This window comes from Pseudomonas sp. 05N36, assembly GCF_056397385.1.
Genome location: NZ_JBFTNH010000017.1, coordinates 37,554 through 61,093 on the forward strand (window position 1 = coordinate 37,554; position 23,540 = coordinate 61,093).

A 23,540-nucleotide genomic window follows, 5' to 3' on the forward strand; every position below is an offset into this window, starting at 1 on the left:
GCGGACATGGTTCAGGCCTCGGTGTTGGATTGCTTGTAGTTGTAACCAATCGGGTGCGGCTGATTACGAGCCTTGGCCAGTTCGATCTGTTTCTGCCGGTCGATCGCACTGCGACGGGTCTTCTCACTCAGCTTATCCCAGCAATGCGGGCAGCTGATGCCGGCGACGTAGTGCTCGGATGCGCGGTCTTCCACGCTCACCGGCGTACGACAGGCATGACATTGATCGTAGTCGCCTTCGCTCAGGTCGTGGCGAACGGTGACGCGGTTATCGAACACAAAGCAGTCGCCCTGCCATTTGGTTTCTTCCTGCGGCACCTCTTCGAGGTACTTGAGAATTCCGCCCTTGAGGTGGAAGACTTCATCGAAGCCCTGGCCGAGCATGTAGCTCGAAGCCTTTTCACAGCGAATGCCGCCGGTGCAGAACATCGCGACTTTCTTGTGCCTGGCCGGGTCGAAGTTGGCTTTGATGTAGTCGGGGAATTCGCGAAAACTGGTGGTCTTCGGATCGATCGCGCCTTCGAAGGTGCCGATCGACACTTCGTAGTCGTTGCGGGTATCGATCAGCAGCACTTCAGGGTCGCTGATCAACGCGTTCCAGTCCTGCGGATCAACGTAGGTGCCGACCTTCTTGTTCGGGTCAACGCCTTCAACACCCAGGGTGACGATCTCTTTCTTGAGCTTGACCTTGGTGCGATAGAACGGCTGCTCGTCACAGTACGACTCTTTGTGGTCGATGTCGTCCATGCGCGGGTCATTCTTGAGCCAGGCCATCAGCCCGTCGATGCCTTCACGGCTTCCGGAAACCGTGCCGTTGATGCCTTCTTCGGCAATCAGCAAGGTGCCTTTGATGCCGTTGTCGACCATCGCCTGCAACAGTGGCTCGCGCAGGGCGACGTAATCTTCAAGGGTGACGAACTTATACAGTGCCGCCACGACAATCTGTTGTGTCATGGGTGATTCTCCAGGTGGCTACCCGCGCAAGGGGTGAACCGGATGCGAAAAAAAACGCGCCGGCTAAGCGGCGCGTTGCGGATTCTAACAAAAAACCGAAGCTTAATGCTTACTGCCGCCAGCACAGGTCGGTGAGGCAGGTGCCGCGCCGGTCTTTGCCCATTCCTCTGGCGTATAGGTATGCAGCGCCAACGCATGGAATTCGCCCATCAGGTCAGCCAGCGTGGCGTAGACCTTCTGGTGACGCTTGACGCTGTTGAGCCCGGCAAATTGCTCGCTGACCACCACGGCCTTGAAGTGGGTTTGCAGCCCACGGCTGTGCATATGACTTTCGTCCAGCACCTCCAGATGCGCAGGTTGCAACGCGCCCAGTGCCGATTCAATACGTTGTTGCATGGTCATTGCGGGGCTCCGCTCAAGGCTTTTTCTTGGCTGGAGCGGCAGCGTCTTTCGGCGTCAGCTCGGCAGTCATGTCAGACAGCAGCTTGTTGACCACAGGCACCGCACTTTCCAGTTTGGCTTGAGTCATCTGGGCGGATTGCTGAGTCAGCTGAGGCATTTTTTCCAGGACTTTCTTGCCCAGTGGCGACTGGTAGAACGCGACCAGGTCCTTGAGCTCGGATTCGCTGAAGTTGGTGGTGTAGAGCTTGACCATGTCCGGCTTCAGTTTGTTCCAGCCAATGGCTTGGTCCAGAGCGGCGTTGGCCTTGGCCTGGTAGGTTTCCAGCAGGGCTTTTTTCGATTCCGGCGCTTTGGTTTGTTCAAAGCGCTGGGCGAACATTTGCTGCACTTGCATGTACACCGGTGTGCCCAGTTTGTCAGCGTGCGCCAGGGTCAGGAAAGCTTCGGCACTGGCGTTATGGCTGGCGGTATCGGCGAAAACCTGGCCGCTGGCACAGACCAGAGCAACCGCGGTACAGATGGCACGAAGACGAGTCATCGAGTTTCCTTTTCTAGCAGGCGAGGTAAAACCCCAAGGGGGGYCATTCTGCGCCTAAAAAACGCATGCGCTCAACCCCTCCCCCTTGCCAGGCCTGATTTTCAGGACCGAACGGTTAAAAAAACGACTGATGGAACCCCAAGCGTCATTCACGGCCTAAACTGCGCTATCAGACCTACAGGAATGTAACCGATGAGCCGTATCGAAACCGACAGCCTTGGCCCAGTGGAAGTCCCGGATGAAGCCTACTGGGGCGCTCAGACACAGCGCTCGCTGATTAACTTTGCCATTGGCAATGAACGCATGCCGCTGGCCGTACTGCACGCCTTGGCCCTGATCAAGAAGGCCGCAGCACGGGTCAATAGTCGCAACGGCGATCTGCCGGCCGACATTGCCCGGCTGATCGAACAGGCCGCCGACGAAGTGCTCGACGGTCAGCATGACGACCAGTTTCCGCTGGTGGTCTGGCAGACCGGCAGTGGCACCCAAAGCAACATGAACGTCAACGAAGTGATCGCCGGCCGTGCCAACGAACTGGCCGGCAACCCTCGTGGCGGCAAGGCTCCGGTGCACCCCAACGACCACGTCAATCGCTCGCAAAGCTCCAACGACAGCTTCCCCACCGCCATGCATATCGCCACGGTGCAGGCCGTGCAACAGCACCTGTTGCCGGCCATCGCTGAACTCTCCGCCGGTCTGGCCGAGCAGGCCGCACGGCATATGAAACTGGTGAAAACCGGTCGCACGCACATGATGGATGCCACGCCGATTACCTTCGGCCAAGAGCTTTCGGCGTTCATCGCGCAGCTCGATTACGCCGAACGTGCGATCCGCAGCGCCTTGCCGGCCGTCTGCGAGCTGGCTCAGGGCGGTACGGCAGTGGGGACCGGCCTCAATTCGCCGCATGGTTTTGGCGAGGCGATTGCGTCTGAACTGGCCGCGCTCTCCGGCCTGCCGTTTATCACCGCGCCGAACAAGTTTGCTGCGCTGGCCGGGCACGAACCATTGACCACGCTGTCAGGCGCGCTGAAAACCCTCGCCGTGACCCTGATGAAAATCGCCAATGACTTGCGCTTGCTGGGCTCCGGACCACGAGCAGGTTTCGCCGAGGTCAAGTTGCCCGCCAACGAGCCCGGCAGTTCGATCATGCCCGGCAAGGTCAACCCGACTCAGTGCGAAGCGCTGTCGATGCTCGCCTGCCAGGTGCTGGGCAACGACGTGGCGATTGGTTTCGCCGCCAGCCAGGGTCACCTGCAACTGAACGTGTTCAAGCCGGTGATCATTCACAACCTGCTGCAATCGATCCGCTTGCTCGGCGATGGCTGCAGTAACTTCCAGCAGCATTGCATTGCAGGCCTTGAGCCGGATGCCGGGCAGATGGCGGCTCACCTGGAGCGCGGCTTGATGCTGGTGACGGCGCTGAACCCGCACATCGGCTACGACAAATCCGCCGAGATTGCCAAGAAAGCCTATACCGAAGGGCTGACCCTGCGTGAGGCGGCGTTGCAGTTGGGTTATCTGACGGATGAGCAGTTCGATGCCTGGGTGCGGCCGGAGAATATGCTGGAGGCTGGGAAGCAGGGGTGATTCTGAACGTTATTTAGCGCCTGGCAATCCGTCATCGCGAGCAGGCTCGCGATGAACGATGACGCGGTTATCGACTGACCGCAGCCCGCATCCGCCGGGCCTTGAGCCCGGCGATCAGCGATGGCCCCAACGCGACCAGCGCCGACCCCAGCACCACCAGCACCGCACCGCCATACGCCAGACTGTTGATCTGTTCGGCCTGTACAAAATCGGGCCACAACCAGGCGGCCAGCGCCACAGCCGCGAAGGTCACCAACGGTGTGATGGCGAGCGTCGCACTGACCCTCGACGCCTCCCAATGCGCCAGCGCCTCGGCAAAAGCACCGTAAGCGATCAGCGTGTTCAGGCAGCATCCAAGCAGCAACCAGCCTTGCAGCGGGCTCAGTTGCAAGGCTTCCAGCGGATGCACCCACGGCGTCAGCAACAAGGCGCAAAACAGGTAGATCACCATCATCACCTGCAACGAATTCCACACCGTCAGCAGTTGTTTCTGGCCCAGCGCATAGAAGGTCCAGACGGTCGACGCCGCCAGTACCAGCAACACGCCTGCGGTGTAATCACTCAAAGACGTCAGCAACTCGCTCAGCCGCTGATTGAAAAACAAACCGAAGCCCAACAACAGCACCAGCAGGCCAATCCCCTGCCCCACGCTGAAACGCTCCTTGAACACAAACAGGCTGGCGATCAGCAACAGGATCGGCCCCATCTGCACAACTAACTGTGCGGTGCCCGGGCTCAACAGGTTCAGGCCCATCAGGTACAACACGTAATTGCCCACCAGCCCGAGTACCGCCATCAGCACCAGCCAGCCACCTTTGGGCCCGAGCACCTGTCGGCTCGGCAGACGCTTGGTCGCCGTCAGGTAAAGGAACAGGAAACCGCCGGAGACCATCAGTCGAAACCAGGTCACCGTGACCGGGTCCATCACCAGCAGCACTTGCTTGAGCTTGATCGGCAGGATTCCCCACAAAAACGCGGTCAGCAAGGCGAGGAACAGACCATAAACCCAGCGACCGGACGAAATGTGCATGGGAACCCCAAAGGCTAACGACGAGAAAAGCCATTCTAGGCTGCCGGCGAGGCATCACACAGGGACAGTTGGCGAAAGGCCGTAAATGAGACTGTATCGGTCGCACCGATAAATTGACGGTTGACCGCTGATCAGTTGAACAGGCGCGCCATGTCGTTCAGACATAAGCTGATTTTGTCCCGCCCTTCCCGGATCCGCCCAAGGAGACCGTCATGTACGGCATGCGCGCCCACGACACTGCCCCTGCCACGCACTTTCGCAGTGAACGGTTGTGTCGGGTGAACGGTGATTTGTATTTCAATACCCGGGAGAACACCCAGGAAGGACCGTTCAGCAACCATGAAGCGGCTGAGCGGGAGATTCGTGCGTACGTCGAGCGGATGCAGTTATTGAACCGCGAACGTATTCGCTGAAACTTTGCGGCGCCTTCATCGCGAGCAGGCTCGCTCCCACAGGTTTTGTGCAGTCCTTGTGGGAGCGAGCCTGCTCGCGATGGCGATTTAACAAGCGCTACACATTCCAGGCCACTTACCGCACCGCCTCAAACAACCCCGTAGCGCCCATCCCACCGCCCACGCACATGGTCACGATGCCGTAACGCAGGTTGCGCCGTTGCAGCTCACGCACCAGATGGCCGACCTGACGCGAACCGGTCATGCCGAACGGGTGGCCGATGGAGATCGAGCCGCCGTTGACGTTGTATTTTTCGTTATCGATTTCCAGGCGATTGCGGCTGTACAGGCACTGCGAAGCAAAGGCTTCGTTGAGTTCCCACAGGTCGATATCCGCCACCTGCAAGCCCTTGGCCTTGAGCAGCTTTGGCACCGAGAACACCGGGCCGATGCCCATTTCGTCCGGCGCGCAACCGGCAACGGTGAAACCCCGGAAGAAGGCCTTCGGCTTGAGGCCCAGCTGCAGTGCTTTTTCCAGGCTCATCACCAGGGTCATCGAAGCGCCATCAGACAGTTGCGAGGAATTGCCGGCAGTGACCGAACCGTCTTCGGCAAACACCGGTTTCAATCCCGCCAGGCTTTCGTAGGTGGTGTCCGGGCGGTTGCAGTCATCGCGATCGACAATGCCTTCCAGGATCTGCGCCTGGCCGGTGTTTTTGTCCTCGACCTTGTACTTCACCGCCATTGGCACGATTTCATCGCTGAACAATCCGCCAGCCTGCGCCTGAGCGGTACGCAGCTGGCTTTGCAGGGCGTAGCGGTCCTGTTCTTCGCGGCTGACGTTGTAGCGACGGGCGACGATTTCTGCGGTCTGGCCCATCGGGAAGTAGATGCCCGGCACCTGCTCCTTGAGCAACGGGTTGATCAGGTTGTCGGTGTTGACGCTTTTCATGGTCAGGCTGATCGACTCGACGCCACCCGCAACGATGATCTCGCTGCAACCCGAAGCAATCTGATTGGCTGCGATGGCTATCGCCTGCAAGCCCGAGGAGCAGAAGCGGTTGAGGGTCATGCCACCGGTGCCGATGCCCAGATTCGAAAGCACCGCCACGTTGCGCCCGATATTGAAACCCTGGGCGCCTTCGTTGGAGCCGGCGCCAACGATGCAGTCCTCGACGCTGGCCGGATCGATATCGTTGCGCTCCAGCAGCGCGTTGACGCAATGGGCCGCCATGTCGTCCGGACGCGTCTGATTGAACTTGCCGCGAAAGGATTTGGCCAGGCCGGTTCGCACGCTATCGACGATCACTACTTCACGCATGGCATACCTCATTGTTGTTGTCGTTCAGGAAGTGGATCGAGCATAAATCCAGCTCCCGGCCGACCGCGACAATCATTCACCCCGCGTATGCAAACCCATCGGGCTACTTCTCGCCCTTCTTCAGCTTCTTCTCGCGCTTGTCGGATTTCTCGAAGGCGTCTTCCAGCGCACGGTTGAGGGTGCGCAGTACTTTGATCCGGGCCCAGCGTTTGTCGTTGGCTTCCACCAGGGTCCAGGGAGAAACCTCGGTGCTGGTGCGGTCGACCATATCGCCGACAGCCGTCCGGTAGTCATCCCACTTCTCGCGGTTGCGCCAGTCGTCTTCGGTGATCTTGAAGCGTTTGAAGGGAATGGCTTCGCGCTCCTGGAAACGCTCCAGCTGGGTCTGTTTGTCGATGGCCAGCCAGAACTTCACGACGATCACCCCGGAGGCGCTGATCTGCTCTTCGAAGTCGTTGATTTCGCTATAGGCGCGAAGCCAGTCGGCCTGGCTGCAAAAACCCTCGACACGCTCCACCAGCACCCGGCCATACCAGGAACGGTCGAAGACAGTGAATTTTCCCCGCGCCGGGATCTGTCGCCAGAAGCGCCACAAATACGGCTGGGCGCGTTCGTCCTCAGTCGGCGCGGCAATCGGCACGATGCTGTACTGACGCGGGTCGAGTGCGGCGGCCACACGACGAATCGCCCCCCCCTTGCCCGCTGCGTCGTTACCCTCGAATACCGCGATCAGTGCGTGCCGGCGCATGCGTTTGTCACGCATCAGGCCGGATAACCGTGCCTGTTCGGTAATCAGTTGCTCCTCGTAATCGTCCTTCTCCAGCCGCTGGCTCATGTCCAGACTACCGAGCAAACTCAAGTGATCGACACTGGCCGACAGCGGCGCAGCGCTGACTTTGTCCGGGTTGATCCTGGGCCGCTTGAGGGCATTTTGCAGGCCGTCGAGCAGGATCTTGCCCACGGTCAGACTGCGGTAATGGGCATCCACACCTTCGATCACATGCCAGGGTGCGTAGTCGCGGCTGGTGCGGCGAATCACGCGCTCGCCATATTTCACGAACTTGTCGTAGGTCTGCGATTGCTGCCAGTCCAGCGGGCTGATGCGCCAGCTGTGCAACGGGTCGTCCTGCAAGGACTTGAGGCGCGCTTTCATTTGTTGCTTGGACAGGTGAAACCAGAATTTGAAGATCACCGCGCCTTCATCGCAGAGCATTTTTTCCATGCGCTCGGCCTGGTTGATCGCCTGGTCCAGCACCGCATCCTTGAACAGACCATGGACCCGGCCTTGCAGCATCTGGCTGTACCAGTTACCGAAAAATACCCCCATCCGCCCCTTGGCCGGGAGCATCCGCCAATAGCGCCAGGCCGGTGGTCGCGCCAGCTCTTCATCGGTTTGCTGATCGAAGGTACGCACTTCGATCAATCGCGGGTCCATCCACTCATTGAGCAACTTGACCGTCTCGCCCTTACCTGCGCCTTCAATCCCGTTGATCAACACGATGACCGGAAATCGTGCCTGCTGCTGGAGGTCGAACTGAGCTTCAAGCAAAGCCTCACGCAACGCCGGCACTTCAGCATCGTAGGTTTCTTTATCAATCACATGACCGATTTCGGCAGATTCGAACATGAGCGACTCCCTTCCAAGATTGTCCAAGACTAGCGGATTGACCGAGTGTTTGTCTGGACCATCCCTTGCGCTTTGCCATGGATCAATCGCTTGTGTCGCGATCGGCTAGAATGGCCACCTAGCCTCGCTTGAGCCGACCATGAACCCTGAAACACTGCCGAACCCCGTCCCGCATGCCCAGCTCGACTGGGACGACCAAGGTCGCCCGCGCTCGCGGGTGTTTGACGACGTGTATTTCTCCGACCAGTCGGGCCTTGATGAAACCCGTTATGTGTTCATCGAGCAAAACCGCCTGAGCGAACGTTTTGCCGAACTGCCGGCCAGCGGAAGGCTGGTGATTGGCGAGACCGGTTTCGGCACCGGACTGAATTTTCTCTGCGCCTGGCAGCTGTTCGAGCAACAGGCTGTGGCTGGCGCACGGCTGCATTTCATCAGCGTCGAGAAGTACCCGCTGAGCCCGACAGATCTGCGACGGGCCCTGACACTCTGGCCTGACCTCAAGCCATTTGCCGATCAGTTGTTGGCGCAGTACGTTGCCATCCACCAGGGCTTTCAGCGGCTGGTGCTGGACARTGGCCGCGTGACCCTGACGCTGTTGATCGGTGACGTGCTGGAACAACTGCCACAGCTGGACGCGCAGATCGACGCGTGGTTTCTCGACGGTTTCGCTCCGTCGAAAAACCCCGACATGTGGACCGCCGAACTGTTTGCCGAACTGGCGCGTCTGTCGGCGCCCGGTTCGACCATCAGCACCTTCACCAGCACCGGCTGGGTCCGTCGCCTGCTGAATGCGGCGGGTTTCAAAATGCGCCGCACACCGGGCATCGGCCACAAATGGGAAATCCTGCGGGGTGAGTTCATCGGCTGGCCGCAGGAAACACCGACGCCGGCAACCGCCAAGCCCTGGTTTGCTCGCCCGAATCAGCTGAGCGGCGAACGTCGTGCGCTGGTGATCGGCGCCGGGCTGGCCGGTTGCGCCAGCGCCGCCAGCCTCGCCGCGCGCGGTTGGCAGGTCAGCCTGCTGGAACGGCATGCCGACCTGGCGCAGGAAGCCTCGGGTAACCCGCAAGGCGTGCTGTACCTGAAACTCTCGGCCCACGGCACCGCACTTTCGCAATTGATCGTCAGCGGTTTCGGGCACACCCGGCGCTTGCTCGAACACTTGCAGCGCGGCGTCGACTGGGACGATTGCGGGGTGCTGCAACTGGCATTCAATGCCAAGGAAGCCGAGCGTCAGGCGCAACTGGCGGCGGTCTTCCCCGCCGATTTGTTGCACCTGCTGGACCAGCCGCACGCRCAGGCCCTGGCCGGAATCGAACTGGCCCATGGCGGGCTGTTCTATCCAGAGGGTGGCTGGGTTCATCCACCGGCCCTGTGCCAGTGGCAAGCATCGCACCCCAATGTCCAACTGCTGACGCACCGCGACGTTCTGGAATTGCGCAAGGTCGATGATCAGTGGCAAGCCTGGGACGGCGAAACCCTGCTCGCCAGTGCGCCGGTGGTGGTACTGGCCGGCGCGGCGGAAATCAAACGCTTCGCGCACAGTGCCGAGCTGCCGCTCAAACGCATTCGCGGGCAAATCACCCGCTTGGCGCAAACCGCGGAGAGCCAGTGTCTGGCGACGGTGGTCTGCGCTGAAGGTTACGTCGCCCCCGCACGCCTGGGTGAACACACCCTGGGCGCCAGCTTCGACTTCAAGAGCGACGACCTGACTCCGACGACTGCCGAACACCTTGGCAACCTGGAACTGCTCGAGGAGATATCCAGCGACCTGGTCGCTCGTCTGCACGCCAGACAGCTGAACCCGGAACAGCTGCAAGGTCGCGCCGCGTTCCGTTGCACCAGCCCCGATTACTTGCCAATCGTCGGCCCATTGGCTGACAGCACGGCGTTCGCCCAGGCCTACGCCGTGCTGGGCAAGGATGCCCGACAAGTGCCGGACATCGCATGCCCATGGCTCGACGGGTTGTACGTCAACAGCGGGCACGGCTCACGCGGACTGATCACCGCGCCGCTGTCCGGCGAGTTGTTGGCGGCGTGGCTGGACAACGAACCGCTGCCGCTGCCCAGAAGCGTCGCCGAGGCCTGCCATCCCAACCGGTTTGCCTTGCGCAAGCTGATTCGCGGTTCGTGATGACGGGATCAAGGCGAGCAGGCTGGTCCTGCGGCGTGAAGCGCCGTAGGATCGCCGGATTGATGACCCGAGGTGCCTATGCTGATTCCCCACGACCAACTTGAAGTCGACACCCTGACCCGCCTGATCGAAGATTTCGTCACCCGTGACGGTACCGACAATGGCGACGAAACCCCGCTGGAAACCCGCGTATTGCGGGTGCGCCATGCGTTGAGCAAAGGTCAGGCGCTGATTGTGTTCGATCCTGAAAGCCAGCAATGCCAACTGATGCTCAAGCACGATGTGCCCAAGCACCTGTTTGATTGAGCAGCCATTTGACCGAGGGCTTCAGCTGCGTTTGCCGTGTACCCGTTTGGCCTGAATGCGCTCGTAGACTTCGGCGCGATGCACATTGATGTTTTGCGGGGCTTCGACACCAAAGCGAACATTGCTTCCGTTCACGGCGAGGATACGCACAGAGATGTTGTCGCCAATGGAGATCATTTCGCCCACAACGCGGCTGAGTACGAGCATGGCTCTAGTCCTTGAGGTTACCGGGCCTTGAAGATGACCGGCTGACGCCGGGTCTACAATGCAACGGCGGCAAAACAGTCCCCCCCTACGCGGCAAAGCGACTCCTCTTACAGACTTCCCTTTCACGGCAACATCAATGACTCAAGGTGTAGTGAAGCGTGGGCCAAACAGAATGATGCTCGCGCCTAATACGCACAGCGCAACGCCCAGCCAGTCCGAGCCCAGCGGTCGAATCCGCTCGACCACACCGAGCCAGCCGATGGACGCAATGATGTAGATGCCACCGTAGGCTGCGTAAGCGCGGCCGGCGTAGGCCGATTCGACTTTGGTCAGCACAAGGGCGAACAGCGTCAGGCTGAGCAGCGCCGGCACCACCCACCAGGCGCTTTTACCCTGCCGCAACCACATCCAGAAAGCGAAACAGCCGGCGATTTCGAACAGCGCCGCGAGGAAAAACCACAGGTAATTGAGCATGCACACATCTCGTCAGGGCGGCCAGAAGCGGCAACCCTAACGACGCAGCCCGCTACTCGCAAGTTCTGCTGGTGGCCTTGGCGCGCATCTTGTCGGCCATCACGGTCATCTCGTTGTAGAGCAACTGCGGGTTCTTCTGCTTGAGTGCCCAGGCCGTACGGCCCTGCTCATGGGGCAGGATCATGAACTCGCCGGCGGCAACATGCTGGTAGATATAGTCAGCGATATCAGCGGCGGTAATCGGCGAGCTTTCCAGCAACTTGCCAACCTGGGCTTTCATGGCCGGGGTCGGGCCACGGAAGGAGTCCAGCAGGTTGGTCTGGAAGAACGACGGGCAGACCACATGCACAGCGATTTCCTGCTGTGCCAGTTCAATCAGCAGGCTCTCGGACAGCGCCACCACACCGGCCTTGGCCACGTTGTAGTTGCTCATGGCCGGACCTTGCATCAATGCAGCCATCGAAGCGATGTTGATGATCGTGCCTTTGCTTTTTTCCAGCAGCGGCAGGAACGCCTTGCAGCCTTTGACCACCCCCATCAGGTTGATCGCAATCTGCCAATCCCAGTCTTCCAGCGACAGCTCACTGAAGAAACCGCCTGAGGCGACGCCAGCGTTATTGACGATCACATCGATGCCGCCCAGCTTCTGTTCACAGGCTTGTGCGAAGGCGATCAGCTGGCTGTAGTCGCGTACATCGCAACGCTGAATGAAACCGTCACCACCGGCCTCGCGGACCTGCTTGAGGGTTTCCAGCAAGCCCGGTTCGCTGACATCGGACAAGGCCAACTGCCAACCTTCACGAGCCCAGCGCAGAGCGATTTCGCGACCCAGGCCGGACCCGGCGCCAGTGATCATCATGCGATTTTGCATAGGGAGTTGCCTTGTTGTTCCGGGGGAAGATGCTCGCAGTGTAGCGAAGGATTTTCCTACACCCATGACCATCAAACTGCTGAATGCCCCAGGCAAACCGCAGCGATTGCATATCACGGAATTGCGTCAAGCCGGACAGGTTTTCGGCAGCGTTGCACCGCCCGCTAACAGATTCTGCAGACAAAAAAAAGAGGCCCTTGCGGGCCTCTTTTTTATTGACGTTTTACTGGGTCTGCATGCTTTCGGTTACACCTGCGGTGTTATCCAGCAAGCTCTTGGTCGCGGTTTGCAGGAACGCTTCCAGCTTGAGCTTCAGCTCAGCGGTGCGCGGTGCATTCGGGACCACTTCAGCATGCGGGTTGGCACCCAGCTGGTACTGGTACATCTTCGGATCCATTTCCTTTTCCTTGGGCAGAATCAGGATCTGGTCAGCCGTGACGATGGCTGTGGTCTGCTCGGTACCCGATGGCTTGATCACGCCAAAACCGGTGTCGCCTTGCGGCAGGTTGAGCAGGTCTCGTCCCCAGCACTGTTGACGCACTTCACCACCGAGGCGACCCATGATGGTCGGCACGATGTCGATCTGAGTGCCCACGGTGTGGTCACGCTGACCGAACTTTTCCTGGATCCCCGGTGCAATCATCAGCATCGGCACGTTGAAGCGGCCCAGGTCCATTTCGGTGATTTGACGCTCGTTGCCAAAACCATGGTCGCCCACGATGACAAACAGGGTTTCCTTGAAGTACGGCTCTTTACGGGCCTTTTCAAAGAACTGCCCCAACGCCCAGTCGGCGTAACGCATGGCCGTCAAATGCTCGTTCAGGCTGCCACGGTCAGTCACTCTCTCGACCGGCAATGGCGTCGGCAAGGCATAAGGGGTGTGGTTGGACAGGGTTTGCAGCAGCGCGTAGAACGGCTTGCCTTCGCGCGCCTTGAGCTCCTGCAGGCCACGGTCGAACATGTCCTGGTCGGACACGCCCCACGTCAGGTCGGAGAACACCGGGTTGACGTAGTCGTTACGCCCGATGAAGTTGGTCATGCCCTGGTTGCTGAAGAAACCCGACTGGTTGTCCCAGGCAAAATCGCCGTTGTAGACATACACGTCGTCGTAGTTACGGGCGCTGAGCAACTGTGGCAGGCCGGACAACTTGTGGCTACCTTCCGGGGTTTGCATCAGGTATTCGAAACCTGGCAGGTTCGGAAAGCAGGCCATGGTGGCGAACATGCCCTGGTGGGTATGCGTACCGTTGGAGAAGAAGCGATCGAACAACAGGCCTTCTTTCGACAATTTGTCGAGGTTGGGCGTGATGTTGCCAGGCGCACCCAAGGCTCCTACCGAGTGACCGGCCATGCTTTCCATCAGGATCACAACGACGTTCTTGATCGGCAGCGTCTTGTCGGCCGGTGGCGTGTAATCGCGGCGTACTGCAGCGATATCGGCATCAACCAGCTTGTCATCCGGCATCACCAGCATATCGCGGACAATTTTCTGGGCTTCAGACTGCTCCATCGTCGGCTTCCAGATGTTGTCGCGCTCTTCGGACATGCGGCTCTTCGCGGCAGCAACCAGCTGCAACGTGCCGTTCAGGCCCAACTGGTTGGCGAAGTTCGAGTCGGTGGTGTAAACGTCACCCCAACGCAGCGGTGGGCCTTGACGCAACGTGCCGCGGGCAGCCACGACGCAGATGAACAGGCAAACCACGAATACCACGATGCGCGCGTACCACGGGGCAACCTGACGAGTGCTGATGGCGCCACCGCTGAACGGGCCGCGAGGGCGGGTTGCACGGTCGGCGCCCTTGAACGCCAGGCTCAGCAACCAGGTGCCAACGGCCCAGGCCAACAGATAACGGACGACCGGGAAGCCATACCAGAGCATGCTCATGACGGTTTTCGGGTCTTCCTTCACATACTGGAAGACCAGGCCGTTGAGGCGCTGGTGGAACTCACGGTAGAAGTCCATTTCCATCAGGCCGAGAAACAGCGCGATGCTCGAGGCAATGGTCAGCCAGAACCGGAACAGACCACGGGCAGCCATCGCCCGGACACTGAACAGGGCCAGCAATAGCGGAATGCTGAAGTAGACCACCAGACGCAGGTCGAAACGCAAGCCGTTGGCGAACGCTTCGAGGAAAGTCGAGGCGGGAGTGTTGAGGATCATCTCCCGGTTGTACACCAGCAGCGCAACGCGCAGCAGGGAGAGCATCACCATCATGACCACGGCACAGAGCAGTGTGTACGCCAGATGCGATTTGACGGTCGGTTGCAGCAAGCGATTTGAAGCTCGCTGCTGACTCAGGGCGTCCGGGATAGCCATGTCGTTTATAGGACTCATTGGAAGTTGAAGTTTTAAAGATGTTGCGGTGCCCTGCCCTCTCATTGCGGTTACTTGAGGAAGTGGCCGGGAGCCTGCGCGATGCGCAAATGTTGCACGATCACTCCCGGCATTGCCATTCATAACTGGCAAGCAACCCCCAAAGCCCGGCTTCCAGGGCTCTGGAACAAGAGTCACAGGGGGGTGAGTGTTAAATCGGCATGGGTCAATTGTCTTGGAGCGTTTGTGAAAATTTCGTACAACGCATATCTGGAAACACAAAAAAGGGCCTTGCGGCCCTTTCGTATCAGTGCCACTCAATCATTACCGGGCTTGTTCACCGCTTGCAGCACGTACTGCGGAAGAGCGAATGCGCCAATATGGATTTCCGGGTTGTAGTAGCGCGTGATGATGCCGCTGCCGGCAAAACGCTGGCTCAGGGTTTCGCGCGACAGCTTGCGGTACGCCGTGTTGGTCGCGCCCCAGGCAAACGTCATGGCACCGCCGATGTAAGTCGGCACCGCGGCCTGATAGAAGTGCCAGTCCGGAAACAGACTGCGCAAGCGGCCGGCGGTGGTCTTCACTTCTTCGATCTGCATGAACGGCGTGCCGTTCTGGGTCACCAGAATGCCGCCTTCGTTCAGGCAACGGCGACAGGCCTGATAGAAGTTCTCCGAGAACAGCACTTCACCCGGACCGATCGGGTCGGTGGAGTCGGAGATGATCACGTCGAATTTTTCCTGGGTGGTGGCGACGAAACGCATACCGTCGTCGATCACCAGGTTCAGGCGTGGATCATCGAACGCACCTTTGGAGTGGTTTGGCAAAAATTCCTTGCACATGTCGACCACGGTGCCGTCGATTTCGACCATGGTGATGTGTTCGACACTGCGGTGTTTGGCCACTTCACGCAGCATGCCGCCGTCGCCACCACCGATGATCAATACGCGCTTGGCGGAGCCGTGAGCCAGGATCGGCACGTGAGTGAGCATCTCGTGGTAGATGAACTCGTCGGCTTCGGTGGTCTGGATCACGCCGTCCAGCGCCATGACCCGGCCCATGCGCGAGTTCTCGAAAATCACCAGGTGCTGGTGCTCGGTGCGCACTTCGTGCAGCAGTTTTTCCATGCGAAAACGCTGGCCGTAGCCTTCGTAGAGGGTTTCCAGGTACTCGCAGGTGTTGGTGGTGCTCATGGGAAGTCCCCCGGTGAATGCTGGTGGCAACGGACGGTCACCCGCCCATGATGGACAATCGCAGGCGCCGGGCAGGCGATTGACCACGGAAAGGCGCGCATTCTACGTCGCCGAACATGACAGGTCGAACCTTCGTCGAACCAAAGATCATTTGAGTAAACAGTGAACCCTGTGGGAGCGAGCCTGCTCGCGATGAACGATGACGCGATTTAACTGACAAACCGCGGCGCCTGCATCGCGAGCAGGCTCGCTCCCACAGGGTGATGTGTCGACATAGAGGGCGGTGTCAGAACCGCACGTTACCCCGGGGCCCCGCAATCGCCCAAATAACCAGGCCCAGCACCGGAAGCAGGAGAATCAGCAGCACCCAGATGATTTTCATCCCGGTTTCTGCACCGCTTTTAAGCACGTTGATGATCGCCCAGATATCCAGCGCGAGGATGATCAGGCCAACCAGGCCATTGAAGGTGGAACCCATGGTGTCGCTCCCTGGAGAAGAATTTCCCCCTTAGGATAGTCGGGCCTGACAAGGGCTCCGATTTATTACGGTTGGCGCCTTAAACGTGGATCGCCACTTTCAGCGCTTCCAGGGACGGCGCCGCGGCAATCCCGATGTGCGCACACAACTCCAGCACCCGTGGGACATCGTTGCCATAGACCAGCACGGTCTGAATCTCGTCATCGAGCAATTGGCTGAAGTTCATCAGCGTGTAGCCGCCGTTTTCCGGGTTCATGCTGCCCATCTGGACCTGGATGCGGTTGAGTGCCGTCAACGCTTCGGTCTTGGCCAGTTGCTTGGGCTTGATGTTGAACGCCACGCCCGGGCCGAAAGACGCAACGATCTGTGCGAACAGGTCCATGTAGGTGTCGGCCTGGAACAGCACGGTTTCCGGCAGGCTGCCGACCACTACCCATTCACCGAGCGGGATCGGGAAAGTGTCGTCGTAGTTGATGTCCGGGTTGGCCGCCAGAAACGCCTCGGGATCGGCATAGGCCTGGGCGGCTTCATCGGCGATCTGCACAATTTCCGCTTCGCTCATGCAGCCGGAGCTGATTTTGCTGATGAGTTCGATGAGTGCGGCTTTCATGGGCAAATCCTGTAGCGAGGGAGTTTTGAGGGCGCGAAGGATAGCGCATTCGCGAATGGATACCGAGCCCTGGAGTCGGAACACAGACTTGTGGCAAGGGAGCGCAATCAAGCTCCTACGTCATCCGTAGCAGCTGCCGAGCCTGCGAGGCTGCGTTCGAGCGCGCAGCGGTCGTAAAGTCACGCAATGCGGTCTGCCTGAAGGAGCGCGTTAGCTGATTTCACGACCGCTGCGCGCTCGAACGCAGCCTCGCAGGCTCGGCAGCTGCTACGGGTCGTGCGGAGCGCTCCTCGCCACGGATCAGCCGAGCAGCTTCTGCAACTGTGCCGTGGTGTCTGCCGCGCCCATGGTCCTGGCTGCGTCCAGAGCGTTGATGCCATTGGCATCCTTGGCCTTGGGATCAGCGCCTTTGCTGATCAGGTAGTCGACGATTGCACTGCGATTGAACATCGCGGCCATCATCAATGCGGTGCGGCCGTCAAAGGACGAACCTTCAACCTCGGCGCCACCTTCAACCAGGGCGGTCACCACTGCCAGATCGCCTTTGAACGCCGCGCCGGCAATCGGGCTTTGACCATTTTCGTTGCGGATCTCTGGATCGGCCTTGTGCTCAAGCAATACTTTCACTGCATCGACGTGGCCGTGATAGGCAGCCAGCATCAGCAAGGTGTCGCCCTTGTGGTTACGCAGGTTCGGCGGCAGACCTTTGCTCAGCAGTGCGGCGAGCATCGCTGCGTCGCCATCACGGGCCTTGTTGAATACCTGCTCGGCAAACTCCGCGGCTTCTTCCGGGGTCATCTGGCGGGATTTGTCTGTCATTGGGGGCTCCACATTCGGTCAATCGCAAAGCCGCTAGTTTCCTTAAGCGCCCTTACCCCTGTCACTCCTTTTTTCTCTCGTCCGGCCATAGCCAGAATCAATAACGGAACTTGCCAGCGTGGATATCCGCCAATACCTGTTCGGTGACCTGCACATAAGTGTCCGAGCCCGGCAGCCAGGCGTAGACCGGATCGTCGCCGGTTTTGCGCGGATCGAAGGCTTCATCCTTGAGGCGGGTCTTCTGGTACTTGAAGGTCCCGGTGGTCTCCATTTTCACTTTCACCCGCAAAAACAACGGCACCGCATAGGCCGGCAGGTGTTGGCGAGCGAAGCCCAGCAACTCACGGAAGTCCAGGGTCGCCAGGGATTCAGCCGGGGTAATCGCAGCCATGCCGGCGCGACCATTGGTGTTGTTGATCTCGACGCCATAGGCTACCGCCTCGGCAACATAGGGATGCTTCAAGAGGATGTTCTCGACCTCGGTGGTCGACACGTTCTCGCCCTTCCAGCGGTAGGTATCGCCAAGGCGATCGACGAACTGGGCGTGACCAAAACCGATACTGCGCAACAAGTCGCCAGTATTGAAGTAGCGATCGCCCTTCTCGAAGACATCGTGGAGCACGACTTGCTCGGTCTTCTGCGGGTCGGTGTAGCCATCGAGCGGCGCCTTGTCATCGATCTTTGCCAGCAACAGGCCTTGCCGGCCCTTGCCGACTTTCTGCATGAAACCCTTGCTGTTGCGGATCGGCGTACAGCTGTCGTGGGCGTACTCGACCAACGCCCAGGACATCAGCGAGAAGCCGATGGTGTTGTCAAAGTTGAGGATGTTGCTGAAACCGATATTGCCGTCGCTGGCGGCGTACAGCTCACACATGTGATTGACCCCGAAGCGCCGCTTGAATTCGCTCCAGACGCCGGGGCGCAAGCCGTTGCCGATCATCTTCAGCACTGCGTTATCACGGTCGGCGGCGCTTGGCGGTTGATCGATCAGGTAACGGCACAACTCGCCAACGTAGCCGATGGTGGTCGCCCGGTATTTGCGCGCGTCGTTCCAGAACTGGCTGGCGCTGAACTTGCGCCGAATGGCAAAGCCCGACGCCCCGCAAATTGCCGAGCCCCAGCACACGCATAACCCCGTGGCGTGGTACAGCGGCAAGGTGCAATAGACGACATCGTCGGGGCGCATATCCAGAGCGACCAAGCCGAAAACAGTGGATGTCTTCATCCAGCGGCCATGCTTGAACACCCCGGCCTTGGGCAGTCCGGTCGTGCCCGAGGTGTAGATATAGAAACAAGGGTCGTCGAAACACACCTGCTGGCTGCTGAGCGGATTGTCGCTCGGGCAATCGGTGCTGGCGCGCATCAGGTTGATGAAGTCCGATGGAGCTTCACCGGGGTCACGCAAAGTGTCCTGATCGGCCACCCACCAGGTTCTCGCGGTATCGATTGCGATCTGCTCGCGGATTGTCGAATACGCTTCGACCAACTCCTCGCCCACCACGATTGCCGCCGGAGCCACCAGATTCACGCTGTGCACCAGCGCCTGTTGGGTTTGCGAGGTATTGAGCATGGCGCTGATCGCGCCAACCTTGGCCACCGCCAGCACTGTGACCAGCAGCTCCGGGCGGTTTTCGATGAAGACCCCGACCACATCACCTTTGCCAATACCCTGGGCAATCAGGTAGTGAGCAATGCGGTTGGCCCACTGATTGACCTGTGCATAACTCAGTCTGACCTCACCTTGCAGCAGCGCCGGGCCATTGGGATTACGCTGTGTCGCTTGCTCGAAGCTCCAACCGAGGCCGCAGGGTTGATCCGGCTGTTTGACATTGGCGACTTTGAGCCCCTTGACCACCCGTGGCAGGGCCTTGGCAATGGTCGGCAACTTACGGAGCATCATGCCCCAGGTGATCATGTCGTTTGACGCGAGACTCATGGTTGCTCCCGTTCGGCCCTTGATGTCAGGCCTGTTTTGTTATTGTCGGGCGAACATTTGGTCGCAGGTGTTCAGGCAACTTCATCCTTGTAATGAGAGACAGCAGAAAACCTATCGCTAGAGATAAAAACAAGCGTGGAAGCGTTGATTCAAGTCAAAAAATACGCCCGCACTTGCGCCGCTGTACACGCGGTTTTTGAAATGTTTTGTATCCGGGTCGCTACTGCGGCGAGCGCGCAAAATGCAGGATGCACGATGGCCATTCGTGCAGAATGCACGATGCCGAGAAAAATCACGATTTCTATATTATTGATTTATAAGGATTTTTATAAACGCTCATACTGGCACAATCAGTGCACCTATCACTCCATGCTTGCCATTCAAGTGCAAACGGAGCTGATCGACATGAGCCTGATCCAGGAAAAATTTTCGTCCCTGTTCTCCAACTTCGACGTCACCACGCAAGCACGCCCAGACGGCGGTATTCTGCTGACGCTCAATAGCAGCGATGGCCGAGTGTTCAAACGCTCGATTTCATACGCTCAATTGCACGCCGGCGATCAACTGTCCTGGGTCATCAGTGCCATTCGCCGTGACTTGGCCGAGCAGGCCAGCGAACTGCCGCAGATTTCAATGCTGCAAAGCCAGCAGCGTTTCGCCTTGCCGACCTATCACTCGAGATAAGCACCAACCGCTCAAACCTTTCAGGTCGTGCAAGCCTTGCGCTGCACGGCCTGAGTGCGTTTTGAGTTCAGCTCAACAAGCCGCGATTAACCGCCTCGCCGACCGCTTGGGCACGGTTGGTGACTTCAAGCTTGGAGTAGATGTTGCTCAGGTGAAACTTCACCGTCGCCTCGGAAATGTCCCGAATCACGCTGATTTCCCACACCGTTTTGCCGGCCTTGGCCCAATACAGAATCTCCAGTTCCTTTTTGCTCAGCGGTTTGCCTGCCGGATCCGGACGCTGTCGCTTTGGTGTTTTCATCCTTAGCCCTCTCACCAGGAGTCCGCACCATTGCCAGGCGCGAAAGGTGCCTGGATAAGCGAACAAACTTAAGGGCCGCAGCGTTACACAGGGACAAGATTAAACAAGTAAGGAAAACCACAAACAGGCATGGCCGACTTATCAACAGGCAACTTCCTACACGTCCTACAGACGTGCGTTGGCCATGATGTTAGTCCGCGATGGAAAGTCGGCTGACCGCGTGGGTTGCAGTCAGCCGTAGCCACTCAGAACGTGGCGGGATCGATTTGCGAGAAGCTGCTGACGTTCAGATGCCCGGCGAGCTCACCGCCTTCGCGTACCAGTCCGCAGGTGGCCATGCCGGCTTCACGGGCGGCATCCAGCTCCTGAACGATGTCGGAGAGAAACAGGATCTGCGCAGGCTCGCAGCCAATGGCTTGAGTAATGCGCTGATAGGACTGCGCCTCACGCTTGGGTCCCGAGGTGGTGTCGAAGTAGCCGCTGAACAGCGGCGTCAGGTCACCGGCCTCGGAACAACCGAAGATCAGCTTCTGGGCCTGGATCGAACCGGACGAGTAAACGAACAGTTGATAACCGGCCTGATGCCAGCGTTTCAGTGCGTCGACCGCATCCGGGTAGACATGGCCCTTCAACTGCCCGGCCTGATAACCCTGCTCCCAGACCATCCCTTGCAACGCCTTGAGTGGCGTGGCCTTGCGGTCTTCGGCAATCCAGCCCAGCAGGATTTCAATCACCCGTTCAACGTCAGCGCCAGGCTCGGCGCTGTCCTGGCGGACCGCGTCGATCTGCCGGGCTACGTCGGCCCGCTGTGCCTGTTGCCGGACAAAGTCCGGCAAATGTCTGGCGGCATAGGGAAACAGCACGTCGAACACAAAACTCACCGCGCTGGTGGTGCCTTCGATGTCGGTGAGAATGGCTTTGATCGTCATGCCATCAGTCCTCGAGACGCGGGAAGCGGCTGGCGATGTCGTCGCCGGTGAAGTTGGCTACCCAGCCTTCGGGATTGTTGAACAGGCGAATCGCCACGAAGTGCGGATGCTCGCCCATGTCGAACCAGTGTGCAGTGCCGGCGGGCACCGAAATCAGGTCGTTTTTCTCGCAGAGCACGGCGTACACGTAGTCGTCGATGTGCAAGGTAAACAGGCCACGGCCCGCGACGAAAAATCGTACTTCGTCTTCGCCATGGCGATGCTCTTCCAGAAACTTGGCGCGCAATTCGGCTTTTTGCGGGTGATCGCTGTTGAGGCTGACCACGTCGACGGTGATGTAACCGCGTTCGGTCATCAACTGGTCGATCTGCACCTGATAAGCGGCAATCACTTCTTCCTGGCTGGCACCCGGCTGGATCTTCGCCGCGGCTTGCCAACGGTCGAAGCGCACACCTTTTTCGGCCAGGGTCGAGGCGATATCGTCGAGATGGGTCAGGACCTTGTTCGGCAGGTCCGGGCTTGAAACGTGGTAAACGGACAGGCTGCTCATGTTGGCAATTCCTCGTTAGCGGCGCAGCCGTCCGGCTTTTACCGGCCGGTCAGGCAACGCGTTTCATCAGGCGGTTGGCGACTTCAGGTGAAGTAGGCCTTAACGGTTAATCAACGCGCGCATTTTCAGCTCGCATTCAAACAGGAACTCAAACGCTTCGATCTGCCGCAATGCATCGCTCATCTTCGGGCCCCACGTGTAGAGGCCATGACCGCGAATCAGGTAACCGACACAGTCGGGATGGTCGTCGAGCCATGGCTGCACTTTGGACGCCAGGCGCCCGATATCCTGATCATTGTCGAAGATCGGCACCCGCACCCTGGATTCATGGGTCGAGATCCCGCTGAAGGCTTTTTGCAGTTCGTAGTCTTCAAACGTAATGACCGGCCCCTGCAACAGCCGCGACAACACCGTGGCATTGACCGAATGGGTGTGCAGCACCGCACCGATGTCGGCACGCCAATTATATAACTGGGTGTGCAGCAGGGTTTCGGCAGACGGCTTCTTGCCGGGTTCCAGGCTGTTGCCCGACATATCCGTGGCCAGCACGTCATCCATCCCCAACTGCCCTTTGTGTTTACCGGAAACGGTCAACAGGGCTTCGGTGGCCGACAGTCGCGTCGAATAGTTGCTGCTGGTGGCGGGCGACCAGCCACGGCCATACAAAAAACGCCCGGCGTCGATGATTTGCTGGGCGAGTTGTTCACGGGTAAGGCTCATGGCCTGTCCTCTTGCATACGTGTGGCAATGATAACGGCTGCAGCGAACGCTGCGAGGCTGGCAATACTAAAGGTCAATGTAGCGCCCAGGGCATTCCAGCTGTAACCGGAATACAACGCGCCCAACGCACCGCCGGTGCCGGCCAGTGCTGCGTACAACGCCTGGCCCTGCCCTTGCTGGCGTGCACCGAAGCTACGTTGCACGAAATGGATGGCCGCGGCGTGAAAGCTGCCGAAGGTTGCTGCGTGCAGAATCTGCGCAAACAGCAGCACCCACAGGAATTCGGCGAACGAGCCGAGCAGCAACCAGCGTAACGCCGCCAGCAGGAAACTCGCCATCAGCACCCGGCGCACCGAGAAGCGCGCCAGGATATTGCTCATGAATATAAACATCACGACTTCAGCCACCACCCCCAACGCCCAGAGCATGCCGATCACACCACGGCTGTAACCCAGGTGTTCAAGGTGCAGGGTCAGAAAGGTGTAATACGGCCCATGGCTCATCTGCATCAATGCCACGCAGCCATAAAATGCCAACACGCCGGGGCTGCGCAGTTGCTTGAGAAAGCCCTCGCCCACCTGCCGGTTGCCTTGCGCCGGCTGGGCGTTCGGCACCCAGAGGCTGCTGACGACTATCCCGCCCATGATCACCACCAGCGTCACCGGGTAGATGTCCAGGCTCAACCATTCGAACAGCCGCCCCAACGCAACCACGGTGATGATGAAACCGATCGATCCCCACAAGCGGATCTGGCTGTAGCGCGAAGTCTGGCCCTGCAAATGCGCGAGGGTGATGACCTCGAACTGCGGCAATACCGCGTGCCAGAAGAACGCATGCAACGCCATGACCATCGCCAGCCAGGCGTAGCTTTTGCTGACGAAGATCAGCGAAAAGGTCAGCAGCGTACAGATCGCACCGAAGCGCACGATGGCCAGGCGCCGGCCGGTGTAGTCACCCAGCCAGCCCCAGATATTCGGTGCGACGCAGCGCATCAGCATCGGGATCGCCACCAGTTCGCCAATGCGCGCGCTGGAAAACCCCAGGTGATCGAAGTACAGCGCCAGGAACGGCGCGGTCGAACCGAGCAAGGCGAAATAGAACAGATAGAAACTGGACAACCGCCAGTATGGAAGCGCCGCCACGGCCGTCAGACCGCGGCGACGT

General features: G+C 59.3%; 25 protein-coding genes. 5 read left to right on the plus strand and 20 right to left on the minus strand.

Annotation, left to right across the window (positions count from 1 at the left end):
- Nucleotides 1–11: 11 nt before the first annotated feature.
- From trhO to AC1DIH_RS20570, 3 genes are all read right to left on the minus strand, one after another.
- Nucleotides 12–953 (minus strand): oxygen-dependent tRNA uridine(34) hydroxylase TrhO, encoded by a 942-nt coding sequence (gene trhO / locus AC1DIH_RS20560; protein WP_427532181.1) that lies wholly within the window; start codon nt 951–953, stop codon nt 12–14.
- A 102-nt stretch (nt 954–1,055) separates the two neighbouring features.
- A complete protein-coding gene (locus AC1DIH_RS20565; protein WP_477773077.1) occupies nt 1,056–1,355 on the minus strand; it encodes a BolA family protein in 300 nt (99 codons plus the stop codon).
- A gap of 13 nt (nt 1,356–1,368) precedes the next feature.
- On the minus strand, nt 1,369–1,893 hold the full coding sequence (locus AC1DIH_RS20570; protein ID WP_477773078.1) for a DUF2059 domain-containing protein: 525 nt from the start codon (nt 1,891–1,893) through the stop codon (nt 1,369–1,371).
- A 192-nt stretch (nt 1,894–2,085) separates the two neighbouring features.
- On the opposite strand from AC1DIH_RS20570, the gene AC1DIH_RS20575 reads away from it, so the two are divergent.
- Nucleotides 2,086–3,480, plus strand: a complete 1,395-nt coding sequence (locus AC1DIH_RS20575; protein ID WP_477773079.1) for a class II fumarate hydratase — start codon at nt 2,086–2,088, stop codon at nt 3,478–3,480.
- A gap of 67 nt (nt 3,481–3,547) precedes the next feature.
- Here the strand turns inward: AC1DIH_RS20575 and AC1DIH_RS20580 are convergent, their stop codons facing one another.
- On the minus strand, nt 3,548–4,510 hold the full coding sequence (locus AC1DIH_RS20580) for a DMT family transporter (RefSeq protein ID WP_477773080.1): 963 nt from the start codon (nt 4,508–4,510) through the stop codon (nt 3,548–3,550).
- 212 nt (nt 4,511–4,722) lie between these two features.
- On the opposite strand from AC1DIH_RS20580, the gene AC1DIH_RS20585 reads away from it, so the two are divergent.
- Nucleotides 4,723–4,923 (plus strand): DUF6316 family protein, encoded by a 201-nt coding sequence (locus AC1DIH_RS20585; RefSeq protein WP_477773081.1) that lies wholly within the window; start codon nt 4,723–4,725, stop codon nt 4,921–4,923.
- 115 nt (nt 4,924–5,038) lie between these two features.
- Here the strand turns inward: AC1DIH_RS20585 and AC1DIH_RS20590 are convergent, their stop codons facing one another.
- Both AC1DIH_RS20590 and pap read right to left on the minus strand, forming a co-directional pair.
- Nucleotides 5,039–6,223, minus strand: coding sequence for a thiolase family protein (locus tag AC1DIH_RS20590; RefSeq protein WP_477773082.1), 1,185 nt, complete (start codon nt 6,221–6,223; stop codon nt 5,039–5,041).
- 103 nt (nt 6,224–6,326) lie between these two features.
- Nucleotides 6,327–7,850: a polyphosphate:AMP phosphotransferase gene (gene pap, locus AC1DIH_RS20595; RefSeq protein ID WP_477773083.1), complete on the minus strand. Its 1,524-nt coding sequence runs from the start codon at nt 7,848–7,850 to the stop codon at nt 6,327–6,329.
- Nucleotides 7,851–7,989: 139 nt separating this feature from the next.
- Here pap and mnmC point away from each other — a divergent pair, with 139 nt between their 5' ends.
- Both mnmC and AC1DIH_RS20605 read left to right on the plus strand, forming a co-directional pair.
- Entirely contained in the window at nt 7,990–9,984 is a 1,995-nt protein-coding gene (mnmC, locus tag AC1DIH_RS20600; protein WP_477773084.1) for a bifunctional tRNA (5-methylaminomethyl-2-thiouridine)(34)-methyltransferase MnmC2/FAD-dependent 5-carboxymethylaminomethyl-2-thiouridine(34) oxidoreductase MnmC1, read from the plus strand.
- Nucleotides 9,985–10,062: 78 nt separating this feature from the next.
- The gene (locus AC1DIH_RS20605; protein WP_019693006.1) at nt 10,063–10,290 is read left to right on the plus strand and encodes a YheU family protein; all 228 of its coding nucleotides are present in this window, start codon (nt 10,063–10,065) and stop codon (nt 10,288–10,290) included.
- A gap of 21 nt (nt 10,291–10,311) precedes the next feature.
- Here the strand turns inward: AC1DIH_RS20605 and csrA are convergent, their stop codons facing one another.
- The 9 genes from csrA to AC1DIH_RS20650 all read right to left on the minus strand — a co-directional run bounded on the left by csrA (nt 10,312) and on the right by AC1DIH_RS20650 (nt 19,192).
- Nucleotides 10,312–10,497 carry a carbon storage regulator CsrA gene (csrA, locus tag AC1DIH_RS20610; RefSeq protein ID WP_216742642.1) on the minus strand — a complete coding sequence of 62 codons (186 nt, stop codon included), beginning with the start codon at nt 10,495–10,497 and terminating at the stop codon, nt 10,312–10,314.
- A gap of 141 nt (nt 10,498–10,638) precedes the next feature.
- Nucleotides 10,639–10,971 carry a YnfA family protein gene (locus AC1DIH_RS20615; protein WP_477769714.1) on the minus strand — a complete coding sequence of 111 codons (333 nt, stop codon included), beginning with the start codon at nt 10,969–10,971 and terminating at the stop codon, nt 10,639–10,641.
- Between the two features lie 52 nt (nt 10,972–11,023).
- Nucleotides 11,024–11,842, minus strand: a complete 819-nt coding sequence (locus tag AC1DIH_RS20620) for an SDR family oxidoreductase (RefSeq protein ID WP_477773085.1) — start codon at nt 11,840–11,842, stop codon at nt 11,024–11,026.
- 223 nt (nt 11,843–12,065) lie between these two features.
- Nucleotides 12,066–14,159, minus strand: a complete 2,094-nt coding sequence (locus AC1DIH_RS20625; RefSeq protein ID WP_477773126.1) for an LTA synthase family protein — start codon at nt 14,157–14,159, stop codon at nt 12,066–12,068.
- A 314-nt stretch (nt 14,160–14,473) separates the two neighbouring features.
- A complete protein-coding gene (gene speE, locus AC1DIH_RS20630; RefSeq protein WP_477773086.1) occupies nt 14,474–15,349 on the minus strand; it encodes a polyamine aminopropyltransferase in 876 nt (291 codons plus the stop codon).
- A gap of 286 nt (nt 15,350–15,635) precedes the next feature.
- Nucleotides 15,636–15,827, minus strand: coding sequence for a PLDc N-terminal domain-containing protein (locus tag AC1DIH_RS20635; protein WP_054593487.1), 192 nt, complete (start codon nt 15,825–15,827; stop codon nt 15,636–15,638).
- 79 nt (nt 15,828–15,906) lie between these two features.
- Complete coding sequence (locus tag AC1DIH_RS20640) at nt 15,907–16,437, minus strand: hypothetical protein (RefSeq protein WP_477769710.1); 531 nt, start codon at nt 16,435–16,437, stop codon at nt 15,907–15,909.
- A gap of 300 nt (nt 16,438–16,737) precedes the next feature.
- Nucleotides 16,738–17,256, minus strand: coding sequence for an ankyrin repeat domain-containing protein (locus AC1DIH_RS20645; RefSeq protein ID WP_054593488.1), 519 nt, complete (start codon nt 17,254–17,256; stop codon nt 16,738–16,740).
- 97 nt (nt 17,257–17,353) lie between these two features.
- Complete coding sequence (locus AC1DIH_RS20650) at nt 17,354–19,192, minus strand: long-chain-acyl-CoA synthetase (protein ID WP_477773087.1); 1,839 nt, start codon at nt 19,190–19,192, stop codon at nt 17,354–17,356.
- Nucleotides 19,193–19,597: 405 nt separating this feature from the next.
- On the opposite strand from AC1DIH_RS20650, the gene AC1DIH_RS20655 reads away from it, so the two are divergent.
- On the plus strand, nt 19,598–19,876 hold the full coding sequence (locus tag AC1DIH_RS20655) for a DUF3509 domain-containing protein (protein WP_024264778.1): 279 nt from the start codon (nt 19,598–19,600) through the stop codon (nt 19,874–19,876).
- Between the two features lie 67 nt (nt 19,877–19,943).
- Here AC1DIH_RS20655 and AC1DIH_RS20660 read toward each other — a convergent pair whose 3' ends face one another.
- The 5 genes from AC1DIH_RS20660 to AC1DIH_RS20680 all read right to left on the minus strand — a co-directional run bounded on the left by AC1DIH_RS20660 (nt 19,944) and on the right by AC1DIH_RS20680 (nt 23,518).
- Nucleotides 19,944–20,177: a response regulator transcription factor gene (locus tag AC1DIH_RS20660; RefSeq protein ID WP_477773088.1), complete on the minus strand. Its 234-nt coding sequence runs from the start codon at nt 20,175–20,177 to the stop codon at nt 19,944–19,946.
- A 245-nt stretch (nt 20,178–20,422) separates the two neighbouring features.
- Nucleotides 20,423–21,106: an acireductone synthase gene (gene mtnC / locus AC1DIH_RS20665; RefSeq protein ID WP_427532208.1), complete on the minus strand. Its 684-nt coding sequence runs from the start codon at nt 21,104–21,106 to the stop codon at nt 20,423–20,425.
- A 4-nt stretch (nt 21,107–21,110) separates the two neighbouring features.
- Entirely contained in the window at nt 21,111–21,656 is a 546-nt protein-coding gene (locus AC1DIH_RS20670; RefSeq protein ID WP_477773089.1) for a 1,2-dihydroxy-3-keto-5-methylthiopentene dioxygenase, read from the minus strand.
- 99 nt (nt 21,657–21,755) lie between these two features.
- Nucleotides 21,756–22,376, minus strand: coding sequence for a methylthioribulose 1-phosphate dehydratase (locus AC1DIH_RS20675; protein WP_477773090.1), 621 nt, complete (start codon nt 22,374–22,376; stop codon nt 21,756–21,758).
- Nucleotides 22,373–23,518, minus strand: coding sequence for an MFS transporter (locus AC1DIH_RS20680; RefSeq protein ID WP_477773091.1), 1,146 nt, complete (start codon nt 23,516–23,518; stop codon nt 22,373–22,375). The genes AC1DIH_RS20675 and AC1DIH_RS20680 overlap by 4 nt, the downstream gene beginning before the upstream one ends.
- Nucleotides 23,519–23,540 lie beyond the last annotated feature (22 nt).